This is a genomic window from Thermosporothrix hazakensis (assembly GCF_003253565.1).
Lineage (GTDB): Bacteria > Chloroflexota > Ktedonobacteria > Ktedonobacterales > Ktedonobacteraceae > Thermosporothrix > Thermosporothrix hazakensis.
This window is the reverse complement of record NZ_QKUF01000001.1, coordinates 526,371-546,044: the sequence shown is the minus strand read 5'-3', so window position 1 is coordinate 546,044 and position 19,674 is coordinate 526,371. Positions and strand designations below refer to the sequence as shown.

The following is a 19,674-nucleotide window of genomic DNA, read 5'->3' as shown; positions in this document are numbered from 1 at the left end:
GCTTCTTTGTGCTTTATGATCCGAAGGCAAGACCCGGGAAGAGGGTCTGTAAAAGCAAGTAGATGTTCAGGATTGCAATCAGAATGGCGACGAACCAGGAAAGGAGCTTGAGCCAGAGCGGATTGACAAAGCGTCCCATTTTGGTCTTTTCGCTTGTGAACTGAACCAGTGGGAAGACCGCAAAGCTCAACTGAAACGACAGGATTACCTGACTCAGCACCAGCAGCTCGCCAGTTCCTCGCTCACCGTAGAGCGCCGTGACGATCACTGCGGGCACAATGGCAATTACACGGGTAATCAGGCGACGTAACCAGGGCTTCAGGCGAATATTCAGGAAGCCCTCCATCACAATCTGACCGGCCAGTGTTCCTGTGAGCGTTGAGTTCTGCCCGGAAGCCAGCAGTGCGATCGCGAAGGCAGTGCTGGCAATCGGTGCACCCAGTACTGGCGTGAGCAGCTTATAGGCGTCCTCGATATCGGCCACGTTGGCGTACTGAGTGCCATGGAAGGTCGCAGCCGCCACAATCAGGATAGACGCGTTAATCACAAAGGCGAATAGCAGTGAGACGGTAGAATCGATCGTTGCGAATGTAACGGCCTGCGCTTTCCCTTCGTCGTCACGTTTGAAGGCGCGGGTCTGCACAACACTGGAATGCAGGTAGAGATTGTGCGGCATCACGGTTGCGCCCAGAATACCGATCGCGATGTAGAGCGCCTGCGGATTGGTCACGACTTCTGGACGCGGGACCAGATTGCCCACGATCGGCAGGATATCGGGTCGTGAAGCGATCAGTTCATAGCCGAAACAGAAGGCGATGGCAAGAATCAGAGCGCCTACAATTGCCTCAATGAGCCGGAAGCCCTTGTGCTGTAAAAAGAGAACAAGAAAGACATCGAGCGCTGTAATAATGACTCCGATAATCAATGGGATACCGAACAGCAAATTTAAGGCTATAGCGGAACCAATGACTTCCGCAAGGTCACAGGCTGCAATCGCAATCTCACAAAGGAGCCAGAGCACAAAGGTTACTGGTCGAGAATAGTGATCGCGGCAGGCCTGTGCTAGATCCCTCCCGGTCACAATGCCGAGCTTAAGGGCAAGATGCTGAAGCAAGATCGCCATCAGGTTTGAGATCAAAATGACTGAGATGAGTAAATAGCCGAACTGGGCGCCTCCGGCCAGATCTGTGGCCCAGTTCCCCGGGTCCATATACCCTACTGCAACCATCAGGCCGGGTCCCAGGTAGGCCAGCAAGGTTCTCCAGAAGCCCTTCTTCTGGGGAACCTTTATTGTCGCGTGCACTTCTGGTAGTGATGGGAGACCTGCACTCCTTTTCCATCCCTGCTCTTCCGGCAACGGGCTTGATACGGATGTGTTCACCGTTTCTTGCGCCATGTATTTTCGTGCTCCTCTCATACGTTCTATTGTGCTCCGTGGAGCGATAATTTTGAGTGATAAATATAAATTTTTAGCTCTCTAAAATTTACTATAACATAAACCTAAAAAAAGCTCAAGCGGTTCTGGGGAGACTTTTTCTCGAGAGAGAATATTTCTTTACTAGCACTTGTGTATTGTTGCGTCTTTTTGAGAGGCAAGCCCTGTTGAAAACACGTTTGGTCTTTGTAATCCGCTACGTTGCTTGCTGCTCTGACAGAAGAACACGTTCAAGAGCGTCAGACCTTTCAGGGAGGGCAAATGCTGAATAGTGTTTCTAACTTTGAATTATCGGATTTCGGCTGACACATATTATCTGATTTTTCCGGCTAAAAAAGGGCAAATACCCGTGTTTTTCTTGTATGATAGAAAAGTAGACCACTGAAGGAAAAAAGCGGGCCCTGAGGTGTCCAGAGCCCGCCTGAATGGTTCAGCTTATTGATGTGCTTCCTGTGCGATGCGCAGAGCCAGTTCGGCCAGCGTACGCACACCAACGCCTGTCCCCCCGACTTCCTGATAGGGCTTGCCGGTATCGACAGCGCTGGTGCCTGCAATGTCAAGGTGTGCCCACTGCGCGTCGTCCACGAAGTTTTCAAGGATCTTGGCGGCAGTGATGGAGCCTGCATGGCGGCCACCGGTCTGCTTGATGTCGGCGATCTCGCTTTTGATCTGTTCGCCGTACTCCTCATCCATTGGCATCGGCCAGTATTTCTCGCCCGAGAGCTTGCCCGCATCAATGATCCGCTGTGTCAGCTCCTCGCTGTTGCTGAAGACGCCTGTATAGACGGTTCCAAGCGCGACAACCATTGCGCCGGTCAGAGTTGCCAGGTCAATAATCGTCTTTTGGCCCTCTTTGCATGCATAGGAGAGCGCGTCGGCCAGGATCAGGCGCCCTTCAGCGTCAGTATTGACGATCTCTATGGTTTTGCCGTTCATAATGCGCAAAATATCGCCTGGTTTGTACGAGCTGCCGCTGGGCATATTTTCGCAGGTTGGAACATAGGCCGTTACATTGATCTTTGGCTTGAGTGACGCAATTGCCTGCATTGCGCCAAGTACAGCAGCCGCTCCGCCCATGTCGCCCTTCATGCTCTCCATACCAGCCGCGGGCTTGAGGGAGATGCCGCCTGTATCAAAGGTGATGCCCTTGCCGACAAGCGCAAGATGTTTCGCGTTCTTATCCTCGGCTCCGTTATAGCGCAAGATGATGAAGCGTGGGGGTTCGGCGCTGCCCTGAGAGACTCCAAGCAGACCGCCCATTTGCAACTCTTGAATCTTCTCTTTGTCGAAAACCTCGTACAGAATGCCGTACTTCTTCGCCATTGAGACGGCGCGGTTCGCCAGCTCGCGTGGAGTCAGGACGCAAGAAGGCTCGTTAATCAGGTCGCGTGCAAAGTTTGCGGCTTCTGCCAGCGCTCGACCTTTGTCGATGGCCTGCTGTGCGGCGGGGTCGTTGCTGACAATGGTTAACGAGGCGACTTCACGGCTCTTATCCTGTGTCTGATACTTACGGAAGGTATACGCGCCAAGCACTGCGCCCTCGGTTGTGGCCTGAAGGGCAAGCGAGGTGTCAACGCTGGATGCTGCCCAGTCGAACGCGAAGGCGACGTTCTGTGCACCAGTATTTTGCAAGTGACGAGTCACGGTGGCGCTTGCGCGGCGGAACGACTGCGCGTTTACCTTCTTGTCAGATCCCAGACCTACAACAATGACACGACGTGCTGGCAGCTTCCCAAGTGGGTGGAAGGTCAGCAGCTCACCGAGTCCGGCTTTGAACTCTCCGGCGGCACAGCTTTCGCTGATCGCTCCGCCGAGTTGCTCATCAATAGAACGGGCAACAGTTGCGAGCGTGACGCTCTTTTGCTGGCTCTCGGCAGTAGCAGCCAGAACCAGAGCATCACACGATACTTCTTGGATTGAGGTTGTTGTAAGACGAATATCCATACGATCTACCCTTTGTACTCCTGTTCCCTCTTCTGGCGGAAGAGAGAACCTGTTCTGGTGTTGAAGAAATAAGGGCGCTTAGCCGTCTCCTTGTATGAAGCTGGATTGGAAGCGCCTATATGTTAGTATCGCACATCATCTCAACACTTTGTCGCCTGTTCTACCTGAATAAGGTGCTGTGCTGGATAATCAGGGCAAAAGCCGTTCAACCAATTCAAGCAACTGCCGCGGCTTAAATGGCTTGGTCAGATATTCTGTACAGCCGATCTGGCGAGCGGCCTCGCCCTCATCATGCAGCGCATAGGCGGTAACAGCGATGATCGGCACTGTTTCCATGCCCGGACGAGCGCGAATGAGTTGTGTAGTACGGTAGCCGTCCAGAACGGGCATCGAGAGATCTGTCAGAATCAGATCGACCTGTTCGCGGTCCAGAATATCGAGCGCCTCACGGCCATGCGTCGCGCTCAAGCAGCGATAGCCACGCGTTGAAAGCACACGCTCGATCAGGATACGATTTGACACCTCGTTCTCAACAATTAAGATGGTACGTTGATTGTTCATACCTTTGTTACTCTTTTCTCCTCTTCCATCACTGAGTGCGTATTTACATTCCTTGATGAAGCGGGGCGATCGGGAGGGTAAAGGAGAAGGTTGAGCCCTGCCCCGGAATACTCTCGACCGTCATTTCTCCCCCCTGTAACTCGATCAACTTTTTCGCGATTGTCAGGCCGAGGCCGGTACCGCCAAACTTACGCGTGGTGCTGCCATCAGCTTGACGAAAGGCCTCAAAGATATAATGCAACGCGGCAGGAGAAATGCCAATACCGGTATCACTGACCAGGACGCGAACTCTCTCGTTGTTGCTCATGCAGTGACAACGGATAGTCACACCACCTGTTTCCGTAAACTTGAGCGCATTTGATATCAGATTGATAGCGACCTGCCGTAAGCGGTGCTCATCGGCCAGTACCGGTGGCAGGTCGTGAGCGCCTTCCAGCGTCAGGGCCAGATTTTTATTGTTTGCCATTGGTTTGAGCTGGTTGACAACATCCTGCAAGCACCGTTCCAGATTGAGCGCTTCAGGGTTGACCTCGATCCGGTCTGCCTCGATTTTGGAGAGATCAAGCATATCATCGACAAGGTGTGAGAGGTCTTCGGCACGCTTCACGATAAACTGAATATGCTCTTCCTGTTCCGTGGTGAGCTCGCCATCCACAAAGCCCTCGAGGATCAGGGCCCCATAACTGATAATGCTATGCAGCGGCGTGCGGAGCTCATGCGTGACATTCGCCAGAAACTGTGATTTGAGCTGATTAGCCCGTTCTAGTTCGGCGTTTTTCTCTTTGACCTCGGCGAAGAGGATCGCGTTTTGAATAGCCATTGAGGCCTGAATGGCAGCCGTACTCAACAGGAACGTATCACGTCCGCTGATCTGGTTAGGCTGATCGGCATAGAGAATAAAGGCGCCTATGGCCTGCTCTTGCAGCAGGAGAGGGACGGCCACAACGGAGTGGTAACCCGCCTCAAGTGCCAGCCTGGCCCAGACTTCTTGTTTTTCCTCATAGATCTGGTCGATATTTTCGGCGTAGGCGATCTTCTTTTTCTGGATAACCATTTGTGCCAGCTTCATATCTAGTTCGCGCAGAGCCGAACGAGGGATACGTGAACTCGCGTCCGCGATTCCAACAGATGTGCTGCTTTGTGGGGCAGGGCTCTGGCGCAGGTTGGGGAGCGCGGCCATTTTGGTTGTCGCGGCCAGGGTAATATCTCCGCCTGGATCGGCATAGACGCTTACTTTGCCCTTTTCTTCCTCGTGAGAGGGCACTGGTGGCGTATAGGAGAGGCCTGAGGTAGTGACCTGCTTGCTTTTTGGCAATTCCCACTGTGCTACTGCCCAGGGTTGCAGCATTTCGCGCCCATAGAGATGCAGTGAGACATGTTTGACCTTCATAATCGTTCCCAGGCGGGTCACGATCTCACCAAGCAGGTGCTCAAGGTTCAGGGTAGAGATCAGCCCATCGCTCAGAGTTAGCAGGTTGCGCATCTGCTCGGTCATCGCCTGATTCTCCTTCTCACGCGACTCATTGAGTACTGCGATACGCTGTTCCAGCATATTGAGATCATCATCCAGCTCGCTTGTTTCCGGCTCCTGTGCAGGTGTTAAGCTGGTGCTGAGGTTGGCCTGAAGCTGGCGAAGTGGTTGAATTAAGAGCATGCGTGTGGTAGACATATAGGCCAGCAGACCGAGAGCGAAGATACAGAGGCCGGAGCCGCCAAAGATTAACAGGATTTGCGGGCTGCTATAGTCGACGCCCGGATAGCTGTCGATCGCGACCAGGACGATATCAGGGGAGATCAGCCCGGGGAGCTGGATCTGATCGCTGAGGGTCAGGAAGCGTTGTTTGCCTTCTAGAATCTGAAACTGTTTGGCCTGACAGGTGGCCTCATTAACGCCAATTTGCTGCTCGGTGACGCCCGCGATGCCGCGCACCTCACCTTCGATACACAGAGCCGCGTTTGTACCGGCGCGTTGTGTCAGACCGGCCACGAAATAGTTATCAATGCGTTGTGTGGCGATCAGCAGCGATTGTCCCTTCCCGCTCCCGATAGGCTGAACGATCGTCAGGACCCAATTCTGCTCGCTATCGCTTTCTGTCGCCTTCTGAACGGCAATGATCGGCTCGCCGGTGAGTGCTGGATCCAGCGGGGGAAGATTCTGTTGCAGAGCCGCCTCACCGAGCTGCGTTTTCTGCTGTTGGTCACGAGTCAGAATGGAGATGGTTGAGAGGCGCAGGCGTGACATATGGCTGCTTAAGAGTTCCTGAAGCTGATTCTGGGTATTGCGTCCGTTGAGCAGAGGGGGAAGCTGCGGGTTTTTGGCGAGCTTATCAAGCTCTTGAAGCAGCGTTGCGATCTGCCCTTGATAGGCACGAGTGAGCAGCGTGAGATGCCCCTGTACTCCGTTTCTGGCGCTCTGCTCTGTGTAGACCTCGGTGAGAAGCCAGGTCACAATTGAGAAGAGAAGCAGGCACGACAGGAGTATCAGGGTTGCGATAGTAATTAATTTTCCTCCAAGAGATCTGGCAATGAACCGCATGCGCTTCTACTGATGCTATCCTCTCACAAACTGATGCTTACGGATCTTATGATAGCATGAATGGGCGGGGGTTGCATCCGGGTAAAAGTAAGGGGCGGACGGGGTGCCAGCTCGTCCGCCCCTCACCACGCATAGTGACATGAAGTACTACGCGAAGTTCCAGAAGGTGCGCGTGTAAACCCCATGGGGAAAAGGTTACACGGAAAAGTAGATATACGTTACAAGCCGCTCGTCGAGGTGGAATTGCTTGCTCGCGTATATCCCGCCCTCCATCCTGGACCTATGTATTATAACGCATAAGTGAGTGATTTGTTATCACTTTCAGGGGGGGAATTTCTCGTTTTTACGAGAAAACGCTAAAAAATAGCTCTTTCCTCCTATTGGGTGCGCTGCACCTCACCTGGACTATCCGTACATGAACTGCACGATTTATAGTGTAAAGTCTGGCAGGAGCGATAAAAGGAGGATTAGAGATGATGGGAGTTAAGAAAGGATTCCTGTTCCAGGCAGCGCAGAAGCTCGTAGTATTCCCGGGAGGAAAAGAGGTTGTGTGAGAGCGAGGGGGTAGGTTTGATTCGAGGCATCAAAGTGAGGAGAGTATCAAAACGGTAATAATCAATCAGGATACTGCGGCAATCCGGACAATCGACCAGATGGGAGGCGACCGAGGAACGCTCATCGCCTGCGAGCATGCCGTCAAGGTATGCGCTAAGCAAATCCCTGACTTGCTCGCAGTTCATCGCCTGGCTCCTCCTTGCTCTAATGCTCGATAGTGTTCACGAAACGACTGACGTGCTCTGGACAAATACATCTTCACACCGCTTTCCGCAATATTGAGGGTCTGAGCAATTTCGCTATACGTGAAGCCTTCCTGAGTATAGAGCAGAAGCGCGGCACGATATTGTTGAGGCATGCGCTTGAGAGCAGCTCTGACAAGCTCGGTGGTTCCGTATACTTCCTGCGGATCGGCGTTTTCAGCGTCGGCGGGCTCATGGTCAAGATCTTGCCAGGGAAGCCAGGCGATAAGTTTCTTCCGCCTGAGCGCATCATAGGCTGTATTGGTAGCAATGCGGTACAGCCAGGCAGAGAGCTTGAGGTTTGAGTCCATTTTGGGCAGAGCGCGAAAAGCCTTCAGGAATGTATCCTGAGTCAGGTCGTCTGCCTGTTCACGGTCGCCTACCAGATGATAGACGTAATTGTAAATAGCAGTTTTATATTCGTCATAAATCTGTTCAAAGGACCACGTACATTCCTTTGTGTCCACGCGGGTCATGCGCTATTATCCCTTCGATGGCTACTATTATCAGCTTGTCCGTTCCTCGCAAGTGATAATGCCCCATGCACGGAGGGAGCCGAGAACCGGCTTTCCGGTGGGATAGCATGACCTTATCCTTCTGTCTAGTGGAACGGACAGAGGCGTTTCCGGTAACATGTACAGGCGTTTGTCACCAGAGCGCCAGGATGTGGAAATCCTGCGGTGCAGCAGGCCTACATCTGTGACAGTTACTTGCAGTTGCGCGTCGTTTCGTCTATCATGGTAACATACTTTAAGGGTTTTTCTGCTATTTTTCGTCTATAGCCTAGTACTATTGGGGGGAAGAAACCCTCATCATACTCTCCTCCTCGTTACATTAAGGGAGGTTTTTCGATTTTTCTCGTATGCAAAGAATAAGGAGGACTTTGCTTCATGTCTTCTCTTCTTCGGCAACAACGGGTACACGCAGTCTGGTGGGAGGACGATGGCGAAGGGGCCGCTGTTTGCCTGCTTGATCAGACGCAACTTCCCGCTGAGGTCGTCCATCTTCGATTGCGGCATGAGCAAGAGGTAGCTGATGCGATTCGCTCGCTGAAAGTGCGTGGTGCTCCTGCTATCGGGGCAACCGCTGCCTTTGGGCTCTGTCTGGCGCTTGCGCGGCTGCTGCGTGAGCAGGGTGAGGGGCTGACCTGTGCTGCCGCTTATGCTCATTTTCTCAAAGTTGCCGAACTAATGCGTGGTACTCGCCCGACGGCTGTGAATCTCTTCTGGGCCATCGAGCGGATGCAACGCTGTGCAGAGAGGCTTGCAAAAGAGGAAGTCGCGCCGTCCTATCTGGTGCAGCAGCTTCAGGCTGAGGCGCAGGCGATCGTGGATGAGGATGCACAGGCATGTCTGCGCATGGGTGAGCTTGGAGCCGAATTGCTTCAGGACGGCGATCATGTGCTGACGCATTGCAACACCGGGATGCTGGCAACGATGGGATGGGGAACTGCTCTGGCTCCGCTCTATATCGCTCATCGCCAGGGAAAGCGGATTCATGTCTATGTGGATGAAACGCGCCCGGTTCTTCAGGGAGCGCGCTTAACGGCCTGGGAGCTTTCACAGGAAGGTGTTCCTCTGACTCTGATTACCGATAACATGGCTGCGTATTTTATGGCTCAGGGAAACATCAAAGCGGTGTTTGTGGGGGCTGATCGCGTTACCGCCAACGGCGACGTTGCGAACAAAATCGGCACCTATGGGCTGGCTGTTCTGGCGCGGGCTCATCAGATTCCCTTTTACGTTGCGGTTCCTCGCTCGACAATTGATCTGTCACTTGCATCTGGCGCACATATTCCGATTGAGCAGCGTAATCCTGCTGAGGTAACAACAATTCGTGGGGTCTCGATTGCTCCTGCCGGTGTTCAGGTTGCCAATCCCGCCTTCGATGTAACGCCCAATCACCTGATTACGGCTTTGATTACGGAACGCGGCATTGCTTACCCTCCTTTTGCCGATTCGCTTCGTCAGATCTGTGCTGACGATTAACACTCATCTTGCTTGGAAGGTTGCACGGGTACAATGGATACCGATATTCTGCACGCTGTATCCCAGTATGCACAAGAAGTGCTTGGGAATGAGGGGTTCCGTTATGCCAGCGCGGTCGTCGCGAATTGTAAAATGCTTGCCCTGCAAATAGAGGCTGAAGAAGAGGCTGCGCCTGCTATCAATACGGAGGCCCTGGTTCTTGCCGCCTATCTGCATGATATTGCGGTTGTTTCCTCTGGTTTTAAAGACCATCACCGCAAGTCAGCCGAGATGGCGGTTGAGTTTTTGAAGCAACAGAAAGCGCCATCAGAACTGGTCGAGCTCGTTGAACAGATTATTCTGATCCATACGACCAGTGTTCCTGAGGGAGAGCGCGAGTCAGTGCCCATAGAGGGTCTGATTCTCTATGATGCCGATAAGCTCGGTCGCTTGAGCGGCCTTGCCGTGGTGACTTCTTTGATTGAACTGGGTGAGCGCTACCCACATCGCGCCGCTAACAGTGACTTGCTGGCCGCGGTGCTACGCCACATCGAAGAGCGCTTTATTGAACTGTATCAGTCTTTGCATACTCAGCCAGCTCGCGAGCTGGCACGAGATAAATTTAATCGTACACTTGCATTCCTGGACGGCGTGATTGAGCATCTGAGTGATGCCACTCCTGTCTGATCGTTTTCATTTTGCTACTTTATCGGACAAAACCTGTCCGAACATTTTGTGTCCTTTATGGAGGTCGTTAGCAGTGTCTATTCTTGTTGTTGGGTCAATCGCTCTCGATTCGATTGAGACCCCCTTTACCCGGGTCGAGAGGGTGCTTGGTGGTGCGGCATCATACTTTGTTACCGCTGCTTCCCTGTATACGAAGGTCAATATGGTCGGGGTCGTCGGCAAGGATTTCCCGCAGGAGCATCTCACGTTCTGGGAACAGCGAGGTGTTGATCTGAAAGGGGTCGAGATCAAAGAAGGGCAAAACTTCTTCTGGCGCGGGCGCTACCATATGGATATGAACCTCCGCGATACGCTGGAAACAGAGCTCGGCGTCTTTGGCGATTTTCACCCCATTGTCCCCGAGGAGTATCGACAATCCCCCCTGCTTTTCCTGGCAAACATTCACCCGGAACTTCAGCTAGAGGTACTCGAACAGGTTCCTTCTCCCCGCCTGACCGTGCTTGATACAATGGAGCTCTGGATCAATACAACACGTTCCCAGTTGACTGAGGTGATGAAGCGCTCCGATGTTTTGCTGATGAGCGAGGAAGAGGTGCGCCACTACACGGATCAGCCGAGCGTGCTTGCCGGGGTGCGGCAGCTTTTTGGGCTTGGCCTGAAGTATATTGTGGTCAAGCTAGGCAGCTATGGGGCTCTGTTGTTCGGCGCAGATGGCACCTATTTCAGTGCTCCGGCCTATCCGCTGGAAGAAGTGATTGACCCAACCGGCGCAGGAGATTCGTTCGCAGGTGGCTTCCTGGGCTACCTCTCGTCGGTACAGCCCGGTGCGGATGGAACCTATACAATTGACGATCTCAAGCGAGCTGTGGTGCATGGAAATATCATCGGCTCCTTTGTCTGCTCCGATTTCAGTATCGATGGTCTGCGAAACGTGACTATGAGCGACGTGGAGCTGCGGTACAAGGAACTTGTGCTCTTCTCGCATTTTGACCCATCCTGGAAACCGGTCTCATCTTTGCAGGATACCAAAGAGCAAGTTTTGTAGTACAATAGTCGATGGTGTGTTCAGAAAAATGTGTTTGAGAAGGCGAACCTGCGTGTTCGTCAACTCTTTGCTACGGCAGTTTGGACGCTTGTTGTTCTCTGAAAATGCTGTGGCGTTTTCAGGAAATGAAATGCCTGTAGTGGATTGAAAGAAAGAAAGAAAGAAGAGGAATAGCATTTCTATGTCTATTTCGACCAAAGGTGATGTGAAGGACCTTGCCCTTGCAGCCCGCGGACGTGACCGTATCGAGTGGGCCGCGAAGGATATGCCCGTTCTGCGCCTGATCCGTGAGCGCTTCGAGAAGGAACAGCCGCTCAAAGGTGTGCGTATGTCTGGCTGCTTGCATATTACGACCGAGACCGCCAACCTTGCGATCACGCTGAAGGCGGGTGGCGCTGACCTCGTTCTCTGTGCCTCAAATCCCCTGTCAACACAGGATGATGTGGCTGCTGCTCTGGTGAGCGAGTACGGGATTCCAACCTTTGCCATTAAGGGCGAAGATGAGAAGGTGTACTATCAGCACATTTATGCTGTGCTTGATCATAAGCCAAATATGACAATGGATGATGGTTGTGACCTCGTCTCGACGCTCCACAAAGAGCGCACCGCGCAGGTGCCCGATATCATTGCAGGCATGGAAGAGACGACAACCGGTGTCATTCGCCTCAAGAGCATGGAGAAAAACGGTGTTCTGAAGTTCCCTGTGCTGGCGGTCAATGACTCTGATACAAAGCATCTCTTTGACAACCGCTATGGTACCGGTCAGAGCACGTTGGACGGCATTATCCGTGCAACCAATCTGCTGCTTGCCGGACGTAATGTTGTGGTGATCGGCTATGGCTGGTGCGGTCGTGGCGTCGCTTCCCGCGCTCGTGGCATGGGTGCGAATGTGATTGTCTGTGAAGTTGATCCGGTGCGCGCACTTGAGGCCGTGATGGATGGCTTCCGCGTGATGCCTGGTGTTGAGGCTGCCGCTCTTGGTGATGTTTTCATCACCGTGACCGGCGACATCAATGTGATCGATGTGCCGCATCTGGAGCGTATGAAGGATGGAGCGATTATCGCGAACTCCGGTCACTTCAATGACGAGATCAACATTCCGGCGCTGGAAAAGATGGCGACCGGTAAGCGGCGCGTGCGCGATTTTGTTGATGAGTACACCTATGCCGATGGTCGCCGCATCCACTTGCTGGCTGAAGGTCGCCTTGTCAATCTGTCCGCTGCGGAAGGTCATCCCGCCAGCGTGATGGATATGAGCTTCGCAAACCAGGCGCTCGGTAGCGAGTATATGCTGAAGCATGCAAACGAGTTGCAGCCGAAAGTCTATACCATCCCCACCGAGATCGATCAGGAAATTGCCCGCTTGAAACTTACCGCGATGGGCATCAGCTTCGACAAGCTGACTCCTGAGCAGGAACAGTACCTGAACTCCTGGGAGTCTGGCACCTAGTCGCTGGTCCGCAATGGGATTCGGGGAGCCTCTGGCCGTGGACCGGGGGCTCTCTGTGGTTGTTGAAGTATTCCTGTTCTGGTGGCTATAGGGCGGTCCTTCCGTGTGGCTCTGACAGAAGAGCATTGACAATGGCAGGTTTTTTGCCGTAAAATAGGTACGATATACGTGTTGTAAACGTTTCTAAGAAGCAATGACACATGATGTCAGATGGTCCCTTTGACAGGGGTTCTCCCTACGGGGGGAGAGGAGGAACAGCAATCTGCCTTTTGTTCACACCTTCTCGCAAGCCACTTCTTTGAAAGTGAAGCCTTTCAGCGAGGTGAACGATGCGTCATGTAGCTCCGATCGTTTGCAAGTGCGGCGAAGAGTAGTGGGCACCGCAATTTGCCCTGTACGGCTGGACCGTGCGAACGGATGACCGATAAACCCATTGGTCATCACTTTAAGATATTGTTCAGAGTGACAGTACATAAACAATAAAACATCCTATGAGATCGCTCTCATCAAGAGAGGTGGAGGGAAACGGCCCGATGAAGCCCGGCAACCCGTCTGTGTTTTGTCTATGACAGGAAGGGTGCCAATTCCGGCGATAGCAGCTATCGCAAGATGAGGGGAATGTGCTAAACGCCAGGCCCCTGAAAAGCAGGGGTTTTTTTGTGCCTTCAAACCGACTCTGTGTATCTTTCTTGTCTTTTCTACAGCGCACATGTGCACATCTTCCCGTATCGCCTCGCGAGAGTAGTCTGCGGTGTTTGAGTTCTATCATTTATAGAGAGAGGATGGTGTCTGCAAATTGCAAAGTTTTATGCAGAATCCGAAAACATTCTTTACCAGTGAATCGGTCACCGAGGGACACCCGGATAAGATGTGTGACCAGATCTCGGATGCGATTCTTGACGCTATTCTGACGCAGGATCCGTATGCCCGTGTTGCTTGTGAAGCCGCGACAACAACCGGCCTGATCCTTGTTGCCGGTGAGATTTCTACTTCTGCCTGGGTTGATATGCCCGCGCTTGTTCGTCAAACAATCGAGCAAATCGGCTATATCAATGCTGAATATGGTTTTGACTATCGTACCTGTGGGGTGGTGACCGCAATCGGTCAGCAGTCGCCTGATATTGATATGGGTGTAAGCTCCTCGTTGGAGTCGCGGGAGGCTCGTCTGACTGATGATGAGTTGGAGCGTGTCGGCGCTGGTGACCAGGGTATGATGATCGGTTTTGCCTGTAACGAAACCCCTGAGTACATGCCTATGCCTATCAGCCTGGCCCATAAGCTCACTCGTCGCCTGTCTCAGGTTCGTCGTGATTCCTGGCGCGGTGAGGGCTCGATGGCATATCTGCGCCCTGATGGCAAGAGCCAGGTAACGGTACAGTATGAGTATGGCCGTCCTGTTCGTGTCGACACCATTGTGATCTCAACTCAGCACGCCGACTATGTGGATCAGGAGCAGATCCGCCAGGATGTGATTCAGCATGTGATCCGCCCGGTGATCCCCGAGGAGCTGCTTGACAACGAGACGAAGATTTTTGTCAATCCGACCGGACGCTTCGTGGTAGGAGGTCCGATGGGCGATGCCGGCCTGACCGGTCGCAAGATTATTGTTGATACCTATGGCGGCATGGCTCGTCATGGCGGCGGTGCGTTCAGTGGTAAAGATCCCACGAAAGTGGACCGCTCGGCCGCATATGCTGCTCGCTACATCGCGAAGAACGTGGTTGCGGCTGGTCTGGCCGATCGTATCGAGCTTCAGGTTTCTTACGCGATCGGTGTTGCGCGTCCGCTCTCGCTGTTCGTTGATACCTATGGTACCGGGAAGGTTTCCGATGAGGAGATCGTGCGCCTGATTAACGAGCACTTTGACCTGCGTCCCGCGGCGATTATTCAGGATCTCAACCTGCGCCGTCCGATTTATCGCCCCACGGCTGCCTTCGGCCACTTTGGTCGCACTGATATTGAGCTGCCCTGGGAGGCGCTGGATAAAGTACCAATGCTGCGCAAGGGCGCAGGCGCGGCGCTGGAGAGCCTCTAGAGCCGAGAACACTGGTTTTTATGAAGAGCTATGGGAGAAGCACCATAGCTCTTTTTGTATGTCGCGTACGGCCTTGTTTAGACTGGAGCAGCAGGGGTCTGCACCTCACTCGCTTCTGGCACGCTTCAGTATTGCGCTTGATCACTTCCGCTGAGACCGCCCTGTTGTTCCCTGAAGGAACTGCTCCTCTACAGGTGCTCCTTTCCACATACCTTCTTGAGATGAAGAAGCTTCTTGCTCAAAAAAAACGCGAGGCGTATCCTTTGAGCAGGTTCATTATGAGCGCAGGACTAAAGTGTGACGGCGCGCTTGCAAGCACATGAAGTGATCTTTATCTGTCTCCAGTGCAAGTCATGGTACTCGCTGCCGTTCACCACATACCGTAGCTAAGCGTTTGCCCCTCCTTTGCGTCTCGCACATCAAAATGCGACGGAGATATGTTGGTATCTACACGAGGTGATAGGCGATTGAGAAGTGAGTATACCTTGTTTTACCCATTTGCAAATCATTGGTATTCATGCTAGCATGATACGTATGAGCACGGTGAAAATCTGCCAACTGAATCACTTGCCCCGGTCTCTCTTCCTTCGTTTGCACGCGGCACAGATGGAGGCTGCATCAGTGTGGAACGTGTGTGCTGAGATGCATAAAGAAGCTCGGGCTACGCATGCCAAATGGTCGGGACGCAATGAATTACAGCAGGAGACCAGAGATCGATTCGCGCTGCATAGCCAGTCGGTACAGAGCCTACAAAGCGGCTCACATCCTGAGCTTCACCGGCTCCGAACGAGGAAGCAGTAGCCGGTGTCCGGTTTGTGGGTAGAAGCACAAGTTCACAGGAAGAACATGGGCAGGCCGGGTCTGTGGATTTATGGGACACCGTGACCTGGTCGAGGCAGTCAATATACATCTACTCGCTTATGGAGAGCATGTGAAGTTTCCTCGTTCCTTCACGTATCTCCCCCTGGCATCTCCAGGAGGAGTAGTCGGGCCGACACGCCCCCCCTGTTGTCTGAGTAAAGAAACTGGTCAAGCACGGCTTCCAGAGCCGGTCTCTTCGGAGACTGCCCATCCGGTGGATGCTGCTCAGAAACCTGCCAACCTTTAGGCGGGAGTGTCACGATATAATAATGTCCAGTAAGTTCATTCCTGCGTACCCGAAGTACGCGCAGTAGAAAGGGAAACGTTATGGACTTTAGCCTCAACGACGAGCAACTAGCCATACGTAATACATGTCGGGAGTTTGCGGAACAGGAGATTAAGCCGGTAGCAGCGCGGCTGGATGAAACCGGTCAGTTCCCCTATGAATTGGTTCGCAAAATGGGTGAACTGGGCTTATTGGGCCTGCCTTTTCCTGAAGAGTACGGTGGCGCTGGTGCTGATTTCCTCTCATATTGTCTTGCCATTGAAGAGATTTCTCGTGGTGATGTAGCCATTGGAATCACGATGGAAGCGCATACGTCGCTTGGCGCTATGCCGTTTTACCTCTTTGGATCGCAAGAGCAAAAGGAGCGGTATCTACCTGTGCTGGCAACCGGGGAACAGCTCTGGGCATTTGGTTTAACAGAGCCGGAAGCCGGTTCCGATTCGAGCGGCACCCGAACGCGTGCCGTGCTGGAAAATGGGCGCTGGCGCATCAATGGCTCAAAGGCCTTTATTACCAATGCCGGGACTGAGATGAGCGGCGGAGTCACGATCACTGCGGTCACTGGCGAGCGCCCCGACGGACGCCCGGAGATTACAAACCTGATTGTCCCGAAGGGAACGCCCGGGTATATCATTGGTAACAGCTATAAAAAGATGGGCTGGAAGGCCTCCGATACCCGCCCACTGACCTTTGAAGATTGTGAGGTCCCTGAAGAGAATATTTTAGGGCAGCGTGGCGACGGCTTCAGGCAGTTTATGACGATTCTGGATGGGGGACGCGTGGCGATTGCTGCACTCTCGGTCGGGCTGGCTCAGGCCTGTCTGGACGAGGCATTGAGCTATGCAAAACAGCGAAAGCAGTTCGGTAAACCGATCAGTTCGTTTCAGGCTATTCAGTTTAAGCTGGCTGATATGGAGACTGAGATAGAGCTGGCACGGTTGATGTACTATAAGGCGGCGTGGCTGCATATGCAGGGCAAGCCATTCCGTAAAGAGGCGTCGATGGCAAAACTCTTTGCCTCCGAAACCGCTAAACGAGCCGCCGATCAGGCTGTACAGATTCATGGGGGCTACGGCTTTATGGAAGAGTTCCCGGTGGCGCGTTACTGGCGCAGTGTGAAGATCAACGAGATTGGTGAGGGGACCAGCGAGGTGCAGCGCATGATCATTGCCAGACAGCTTGGCTGCTAGAAACAGAAAGGACAAGGGAGCGGTTTTAAACTGCCCCCTTGTCTTTTTTGTTTTACTGCTGTCGATTGTCCGTTTGCTTCGGCCAACTGAAGGTATTAAAGGTGATCTTGTTTGGCTGCTGCGAAGCGCCATTCTCTGCTGTATTGGGCTGGTTGACCATCCAGACAGCAGTGTCACCGTTGACCCGCAGGAAGGCGGCGTTGTTGGGTACCGCGTTCCCGACCGTGACCAGATTGCCCGCTGTCACATCGTACATGCTGAAGCTCTTGTCCGAGCGTTCCCAGACGAGGAAGCGATCACCGCCCTGTGGAGCAAGTGCTGTTTTTACGTTGTCTTCCAGTTTGAAGAGATGCTGGCTGTTATCGTGCAGCGCGTAGGCAAGCAGGACGCCAGTCAGCAAGCTATCCGGTTGGGCCAGATCGAGCGCCTCAGCAGCTGACGGGATAATGCTATCCGGCTGCGGTGTGGCAGTCGGTGTGCTTGTCACCTCGGGCGTTGCTGTGCCTGTTGGTGTAGCGGTGCTTTGTGCCGTTTTGGTTGCCGATGGGGCGGCGTTCGCTGTTGATGTCGCCTTTGGCCCGGGTTGCTCGTTCTCGTTGACTTTCGTGCTCAGAACAAAGAGTGTGTTCCCGACCACCTGTGGATGGAAAGAAACCTCATCATCACGGAACAGCGATTTCTCTACTTTGCTGTTCGGCATTCTGTGGCTACTCGGGTTCTGGTTCTCTTGCAGAACCTGTTGCTGCCAGACATTGCCATGGAAGATGTTGTTCTGATCCAGCCATTCCTCACCCCAATAGATGCTTGAACCATCACTGGTTGCGGTGGGAGAGGTCAGGATATGCTGATCTTCTCCTTGAGCCAGTTCGTAAGAAACGGGCTTCTTGCCTGCTTCCAGTGTGTATTGGGTCAGGAATGAGGTGCCGTGTTCATCTATCCACGCGAACAGGAAATGATTCTGATAGAACGCAGTTCCCTGAACAGGACTGTGAACCCACTCAGGAGCGGCCTTCGGGTTGAATGTGCCCTTGAATAAGGTCAGTGGCTGCTCTCTCCCGGGGCTTCCCAGATAGAGCGCCTGGATGCTCCATGTTCGTTTGGTCTCGCTCTCATTCTGCTTGGATGCCTTTTTTGGGTCGTCCTTTGGAGGATCGTACTGAAACCATACCAGCCAGTTATTGCCGTACTGTAACAGATAGAGCGAACTGGACGAGTCCTTGTTGAGCAGCGGAGTGCTCTGCTGTTTCCTGGTGTCCAGTTGTTGAAGTGTCCAGAACAGTTCTCCCTTTTCACCCTCTTTATATGCCGTGTAATAGATAGAGTCCCGGGTGCTAATTGCGCTGGCTACATGGGTATAGTCTGTTTGCGTGGTATAGTTGGTAACAGCTATTTGTGGGCGCTCATGAACCGAATTGGTAATTGGTCCTCCACCTTTAATCGTGACAGGTTGATTGGTATTTGATTGGGACATCAATGCCAGAGAAGTCAGGCCGCCAACCATAATAAAGAGCAGGAATGCCGCCGCCAGTCCAATCACCGCGAACTGGTTCATCCGTAGCGGGCGCGGACGGCGATGCTGTGGATGAAGTACCGGGATCGGGCCTGTCTCTGCGGTTGAAAAGGCCGTAAGAGCATCCGCACGACGTCCTGTAGCCTGCTGCTCCTTGAGATAAGGTTTCAAAAATTCAGGCGTCGGTGTCGATATCTCTGTTGACGCATTCCGCTGAATGAAGCGAGTGTGTTCCGCAGCCAGGGCTTGCATCAGACGGCGGTGCGCCTCTGGTGAGGGTTCGATGGTTGGAAGTGAGCGAATGCCCTCCCCGATCAACCTGTATTCGTTTTGCGCGCGGCGACATGCTGAACACCGAGCCAGATGAGCCTCAAGTTCAGCAAGATCTGCCTTTTCCTTTTTGTGGTCCCGATAAATGGCGAGTAGCTCTCGCACTTGACTACAGTTCAATCTTCACCGACCTCTTTTTTGTACAATGCGATAAATCGTTCTCGTGCTCGCATCAGACGCATCTTCACAGCCGAGGCGCTGATATTGAGCACTTCCGCAATCTCTGCACAAGAAAGGCCGTCGTTTTCATACAACCATAAACAGGAGGCGTACTTAGGTGGTAGCTGTTGAAAGACGCGCTCCACTATCTCGCGGTCCGCAACGCGACTTTCAAAACGGGCTCCATCATAGTTATGAGGTTCATAGCTGGTACTGACCGCACCGGACCGAACTTCCGGTACGCTTTCCTCGTTTGAGTGCCCATCGCTGGTCGTACTTCCTGTCTCGCCAACCATTCCCGCCCCGATGCCGCGATCCTCATTAAAGAGCGATAACGGCAGCCAGGAAATCAGGCGGCGACGGCGCAATGTATCTGTCGTGGTGTTGGCCGCAATGCGGTACAGCCACGCCGAAAGTGCGCCGGGCTGAACGACGGTTCCGCCTAAGAGCGCTCTATATGCTTTTACGAAGACATCTTGTGCCAGGTCATAGGCTTGCTCTCTATTCCCTACCAGATGATAGATAAAGTTGGTGATTGGTCCTTGATAACGCAGGAAGATGTTCTCAAAGTCTTCGATGCTGATCTTTTCAGCCTGCTCCGTGTTGTGCGTTGCAGGTGACTTTTCCTCAGCGCCTTCGAGCTCTTCCGCACGCTCGCGAACGTCCTCTGCTTCCTCTTCTATCCCTTCCTCCTGTACAGGGAAAGAGAGACCCGATTGGCCTGGACGCTCTTCCTCTCGGGGAGAGCGTAGACTGCTATTTGTATTGTACAAACGGATGGCGATATCCATTGGTTACATCAACCTTAATAAGCAAACAGAATAAGTCAAGTTTTTTCTAGAGGTTCCTCGGGACTTTTTTTGATATATTTAGCAGGATAA

At 53.0% G+C, this 19,674-nt stretch carries 15 protein-coding genes and 1 riboswitch; of the genes, 7 read left to right on the top strand and 8 right to left on the bottom strand.

Annotation, left to right across the window (positions count from 1 at the left end):
* Positions 1–13 precede the first annotated feature (13 nt).
* The 6 genes from EI42_RS02295 to EI42_RS02270 form a co-directional block, all read right to left on the bottom strand.
* A complete protein-coding gene (locus EI42_RS02295; protein WP_111318412.1) occupies positions 14–1,396 on the bottom strand; it encodes an Nramp family divalent metal transporter in 1,383 nt (460 codons plus the stop codon).
* 474 nt (positions 1,397–1,870) lie between these two features.
* The gene (locus tag EI42_RS02290) at positions 1,871–3,379 is read right to left on the bottom strand and encodes a leucyl aminopeptidase (RefSeq protein WP_111318410.1); all 1,509 of its coding nucleotides are present in this window, start codon (positions 3,377–3,379) and stop codon (positions 1,871–1,873) included.
* A 189-nt stretch (positions 3,380–3,568) separates the two neighbouring features.
* A complete protein-coding gene (locus EI42_RS02285) occupies positions 3,569–3,940 on the bottom strand; it encodes a response regulator (protein ID WP_111318408.1) in 372 nt (123 codons plus the stop codon).
* 43 nt (positions 3,941–3,983) lie between these two features.
* Positions 3,984–6,476 carry a sensor histidine kinase gene (locus tag EI42_RS02280; RefSeq protein WP_111318406.1) on the bottom strand — a complete coding sequence of 831 codons (2,493 nt, stop codon included), beginning with the start codon at positions 6,474–6,476 and terminating at the stop codon, positions 3,984–3,986.
* A 467-nt stretch (positions 6,477–6,943) separates the two neighbouring features.
* A complete protein-coding gene (locus EI42_RS02275; protein WP_111318404.1) occupies positions 6,944–7,216 on the bottom strand; it encodes an anti-sigma factor family protein in 273 nt (90 codons plus the stop codon).
* On the bottom strand, positions 7,213–7,749 hold the full coding sequence (locus EI42_RS02270; protein WP_111318403.1) for an RNA polymerase sigma factor: 537 nt from the start codon (positions 7,747–7,749) through the stop codon (positions 7,213–7,215). Before EI42_RS02270 ends, EI42_RS02275 begins: the two co-directional genes overlap by 4 nt.
* A gap of 414 nt (positions 7,750–8,163) precedes the next feature.
* Here EI42_RS02270 and mtnA point away from each other — a divergent pair, with 414 nt between their 5' ends.
* The 7 genes from mtnA to EI42_RS02235 all read left to right on the top strand — a co-directional run bounded on the left by mtnA (position 8,164) and on the right by EI42_RS02235 (position 16,794).
* On the top strand, positions 8,164–9,261 hold the full coding sequence (mtnA, locus tag EI42_RS02265) for an S-methyl-5-thioribose-1-phosphate isomerase (protein ID WP_111318401.1): 1,098 nt from the start codon (positions 8,164–8,166) through the stop codon (positions 9,259–9,261).
* 33 nt (positions 9,262–9,294) lie between these two features.
* A complete protein-coding gene (locus EI42_RS02260; RefSeq protein ID WP_111318399.1) occupies positions 9,295–9,927 on the top strand; it encodes an HD domain-containing protein in 633 nt (210 codons plus the stop codon).
* Positions 9,928–10,000: 73 nt separating this feature from the next.
* Positions 10,001–10,972 (top strand): PfkB family carbohydrate kinase, encoded by a 972-nt coding sequence (locus EI42_RS02255; protein ID WP_111318397.1) that lies wholly within the window; start codon positions 10,001–10,003, stop codon positions 10,970–10,972.
* A gap of 181 nt (positions 10,973–11,153) precedes the next feature.
* Positions 11,154–12,422, top strand: a complete 1,269-nt coding sequence (gene ahcY, locus EI42_RS02250) for an adenosylhomocysteinase (protein ID WP_111318395.1) — start codon at positions 11,154–11,156, stop codon at positions 12,420–12,422.
* 500 nt (positions 12,423–12,922) lie between these two features.
* A riboswitch (SAM riboswitch) is annotated at positions 12,923–13,038 on the top strand.
* A 192-nt stretch (positions 13,039–13,230) separates the two neighbouring features.
* A complete protein-coding gene (gene metK / locus EI42_RS02245; RefSeq protein ID WP_111318393.1) occupies positions 13,231–14,457 on the top strand; it encodes a methionine adenosyltransferase in 1,227 nt (408 codons plus the stop codon).
* A gap of 534 nt (positions 14,458–14,991) precedes the next feature.
* Positions 14,992–15,258, top strand: a complete 267-nt coding sequence (locus tag EI42_RS33055) for a hypothetical protein (RefSeq protein WP_211325994.1) — start codon at positions 14,992–14,994, stop codon at positions 15,256–15,258.
* 387 nt (positions 15,259–15,645) lie between these two features.
* Positions 15,646–16,794: an acyl-CoA dehydrogenase family protein gene (locus EI42_RS02235; protein WP_111318389.1), complete on the top strand. Its 1,149-nt coding sequence runs from the start codon at positions 15,646–15,648 to the stop codon at positions 16,792–16,794.
* A 52-nt stretch (positions 16,795–16,846) separates the two neighbouring features.
* Here the strand turns inward: EI42_RS02235 and EI42_RS02230 are convergent, their stop codons facing one another.
* Together EI42_RS02230 and EI42_RS02225 are read right to left on the bottom strand one after the other, a co-directional pair.
* Positions 16,847–18,754 (bottom strand): anti-sigma factor family protein, encoded by a 1,908-nt coding sequence (locus tag EI42_RS02230; RefSeq protein WP_111318387.1) that lies wholly within the window; start codon positions 18,752–18,754, stop codon positions 16,847–16,849.
* On the bottom strand, positions 18,751–19,584 hold the full coding sequence (locus tag EI42_RS02225; RefSeq protein ID WP_111318385.1) for an RNA polymerase sigma factor: 834 nt from the start codon (positions 19,582–19,584) through the stop codon (positions 18,751–18,753). Before EI42_RS02225 ends, EI42_RS02230 begins: the two co-directional genes overlap by 4 nt.
* Positions 19,585–19,674 lie beyond the last annotated feature (90 nt).

Bases quoted from the DNA above. Each gene is read 5' to 3' on its own strand.
- EI42_RS33055 (WP_211325994.1), top strand. From the start codon at position 14,992: ATGAGCACGGTGAAAATCTGCCAACTGAATCACTTGCCCCGGTCTCTC.
- ahcY (WP_111318395.1), top strand. From the start codon at position 11,154: ATGTCTATTTCGACCAAAGGTGATGTGAAGGACCTTGCCCTTGCAGCC.
- EI42_RS02275 (WP_111318404.1), bottom strand. From the start codon at position 7,216: ATGAACTGCGAGCAAGTCAGGGATTTGCTTAGCGCATACCTTGACGGC.
- EI42_RS02280 (WP_111318406.1), bottom strand. From the start codon at position 6,476: ATGCGGTTCATTGCCAGATCTCTTGGAGGAAAATTAATTACTATCGCA.
- EI42_RS02260 (WP_111318399.1), top strand. From the start codon at position 9,295: ATGGATACCGATATTCTGCACGCTGTATCCCAGTATGCACAAGAAGTG.
- EI42_RS02225 (WP_111318385.1), bottom strand. From the start codon at position 19,584: ATGGATATCGCCATCCGTTTGTACAATACAAATAGCAGTCTACGCTCT.
- metK (WP_111318393.1), top strand. From the start codon at position 13,231: ATGCAGAATCCGAAAACATTCTTTACCAGTGAATCGGTCACCGAGGGA.
- EI42_RS02235 (WP_111318389.1), top strand. From the start codon at position 15,646: ATGGACTTTAGCCTCAACGACGAGCAACTAGCCATACGTAATACATGT.
- EI42_RS02270 (WP_111318403.1), bottom strand. From the start codon at position 7,749: ATGACCCGCGTGGACACAAAGGAATGTACGTGGTCCTTTGAACAGATT.
- mtnA (WP_111318401.1), top strand. From the start codon at position 8,164: ATGTCTTCTCTTCTTCGGCAACAACGGGTACACGCAGTCTGGTGGGAG.
- EI42_RS02285 (WP_111318408.1), bottom strand. From the start codon at position 3,940: ATGAACAATCAACGTACCATCTTAATTGTTGAGAACGAGGTGTCAAAT.
- EI42_RS02290 (WP_111318410.1), bottom strand. From the start codon at position 3,379: ATGGATATTCGTCTTACAACAACCTCAATCCAAGAAGTATCGTGTGAT.
- EI42_RS02295 (WP_111318412.1), bottom strand. From the start codon at position 1,396: ATGGCGCAAGAAACGGTGAACACATCCGTATCAAGCCCGTTGCCGGAA.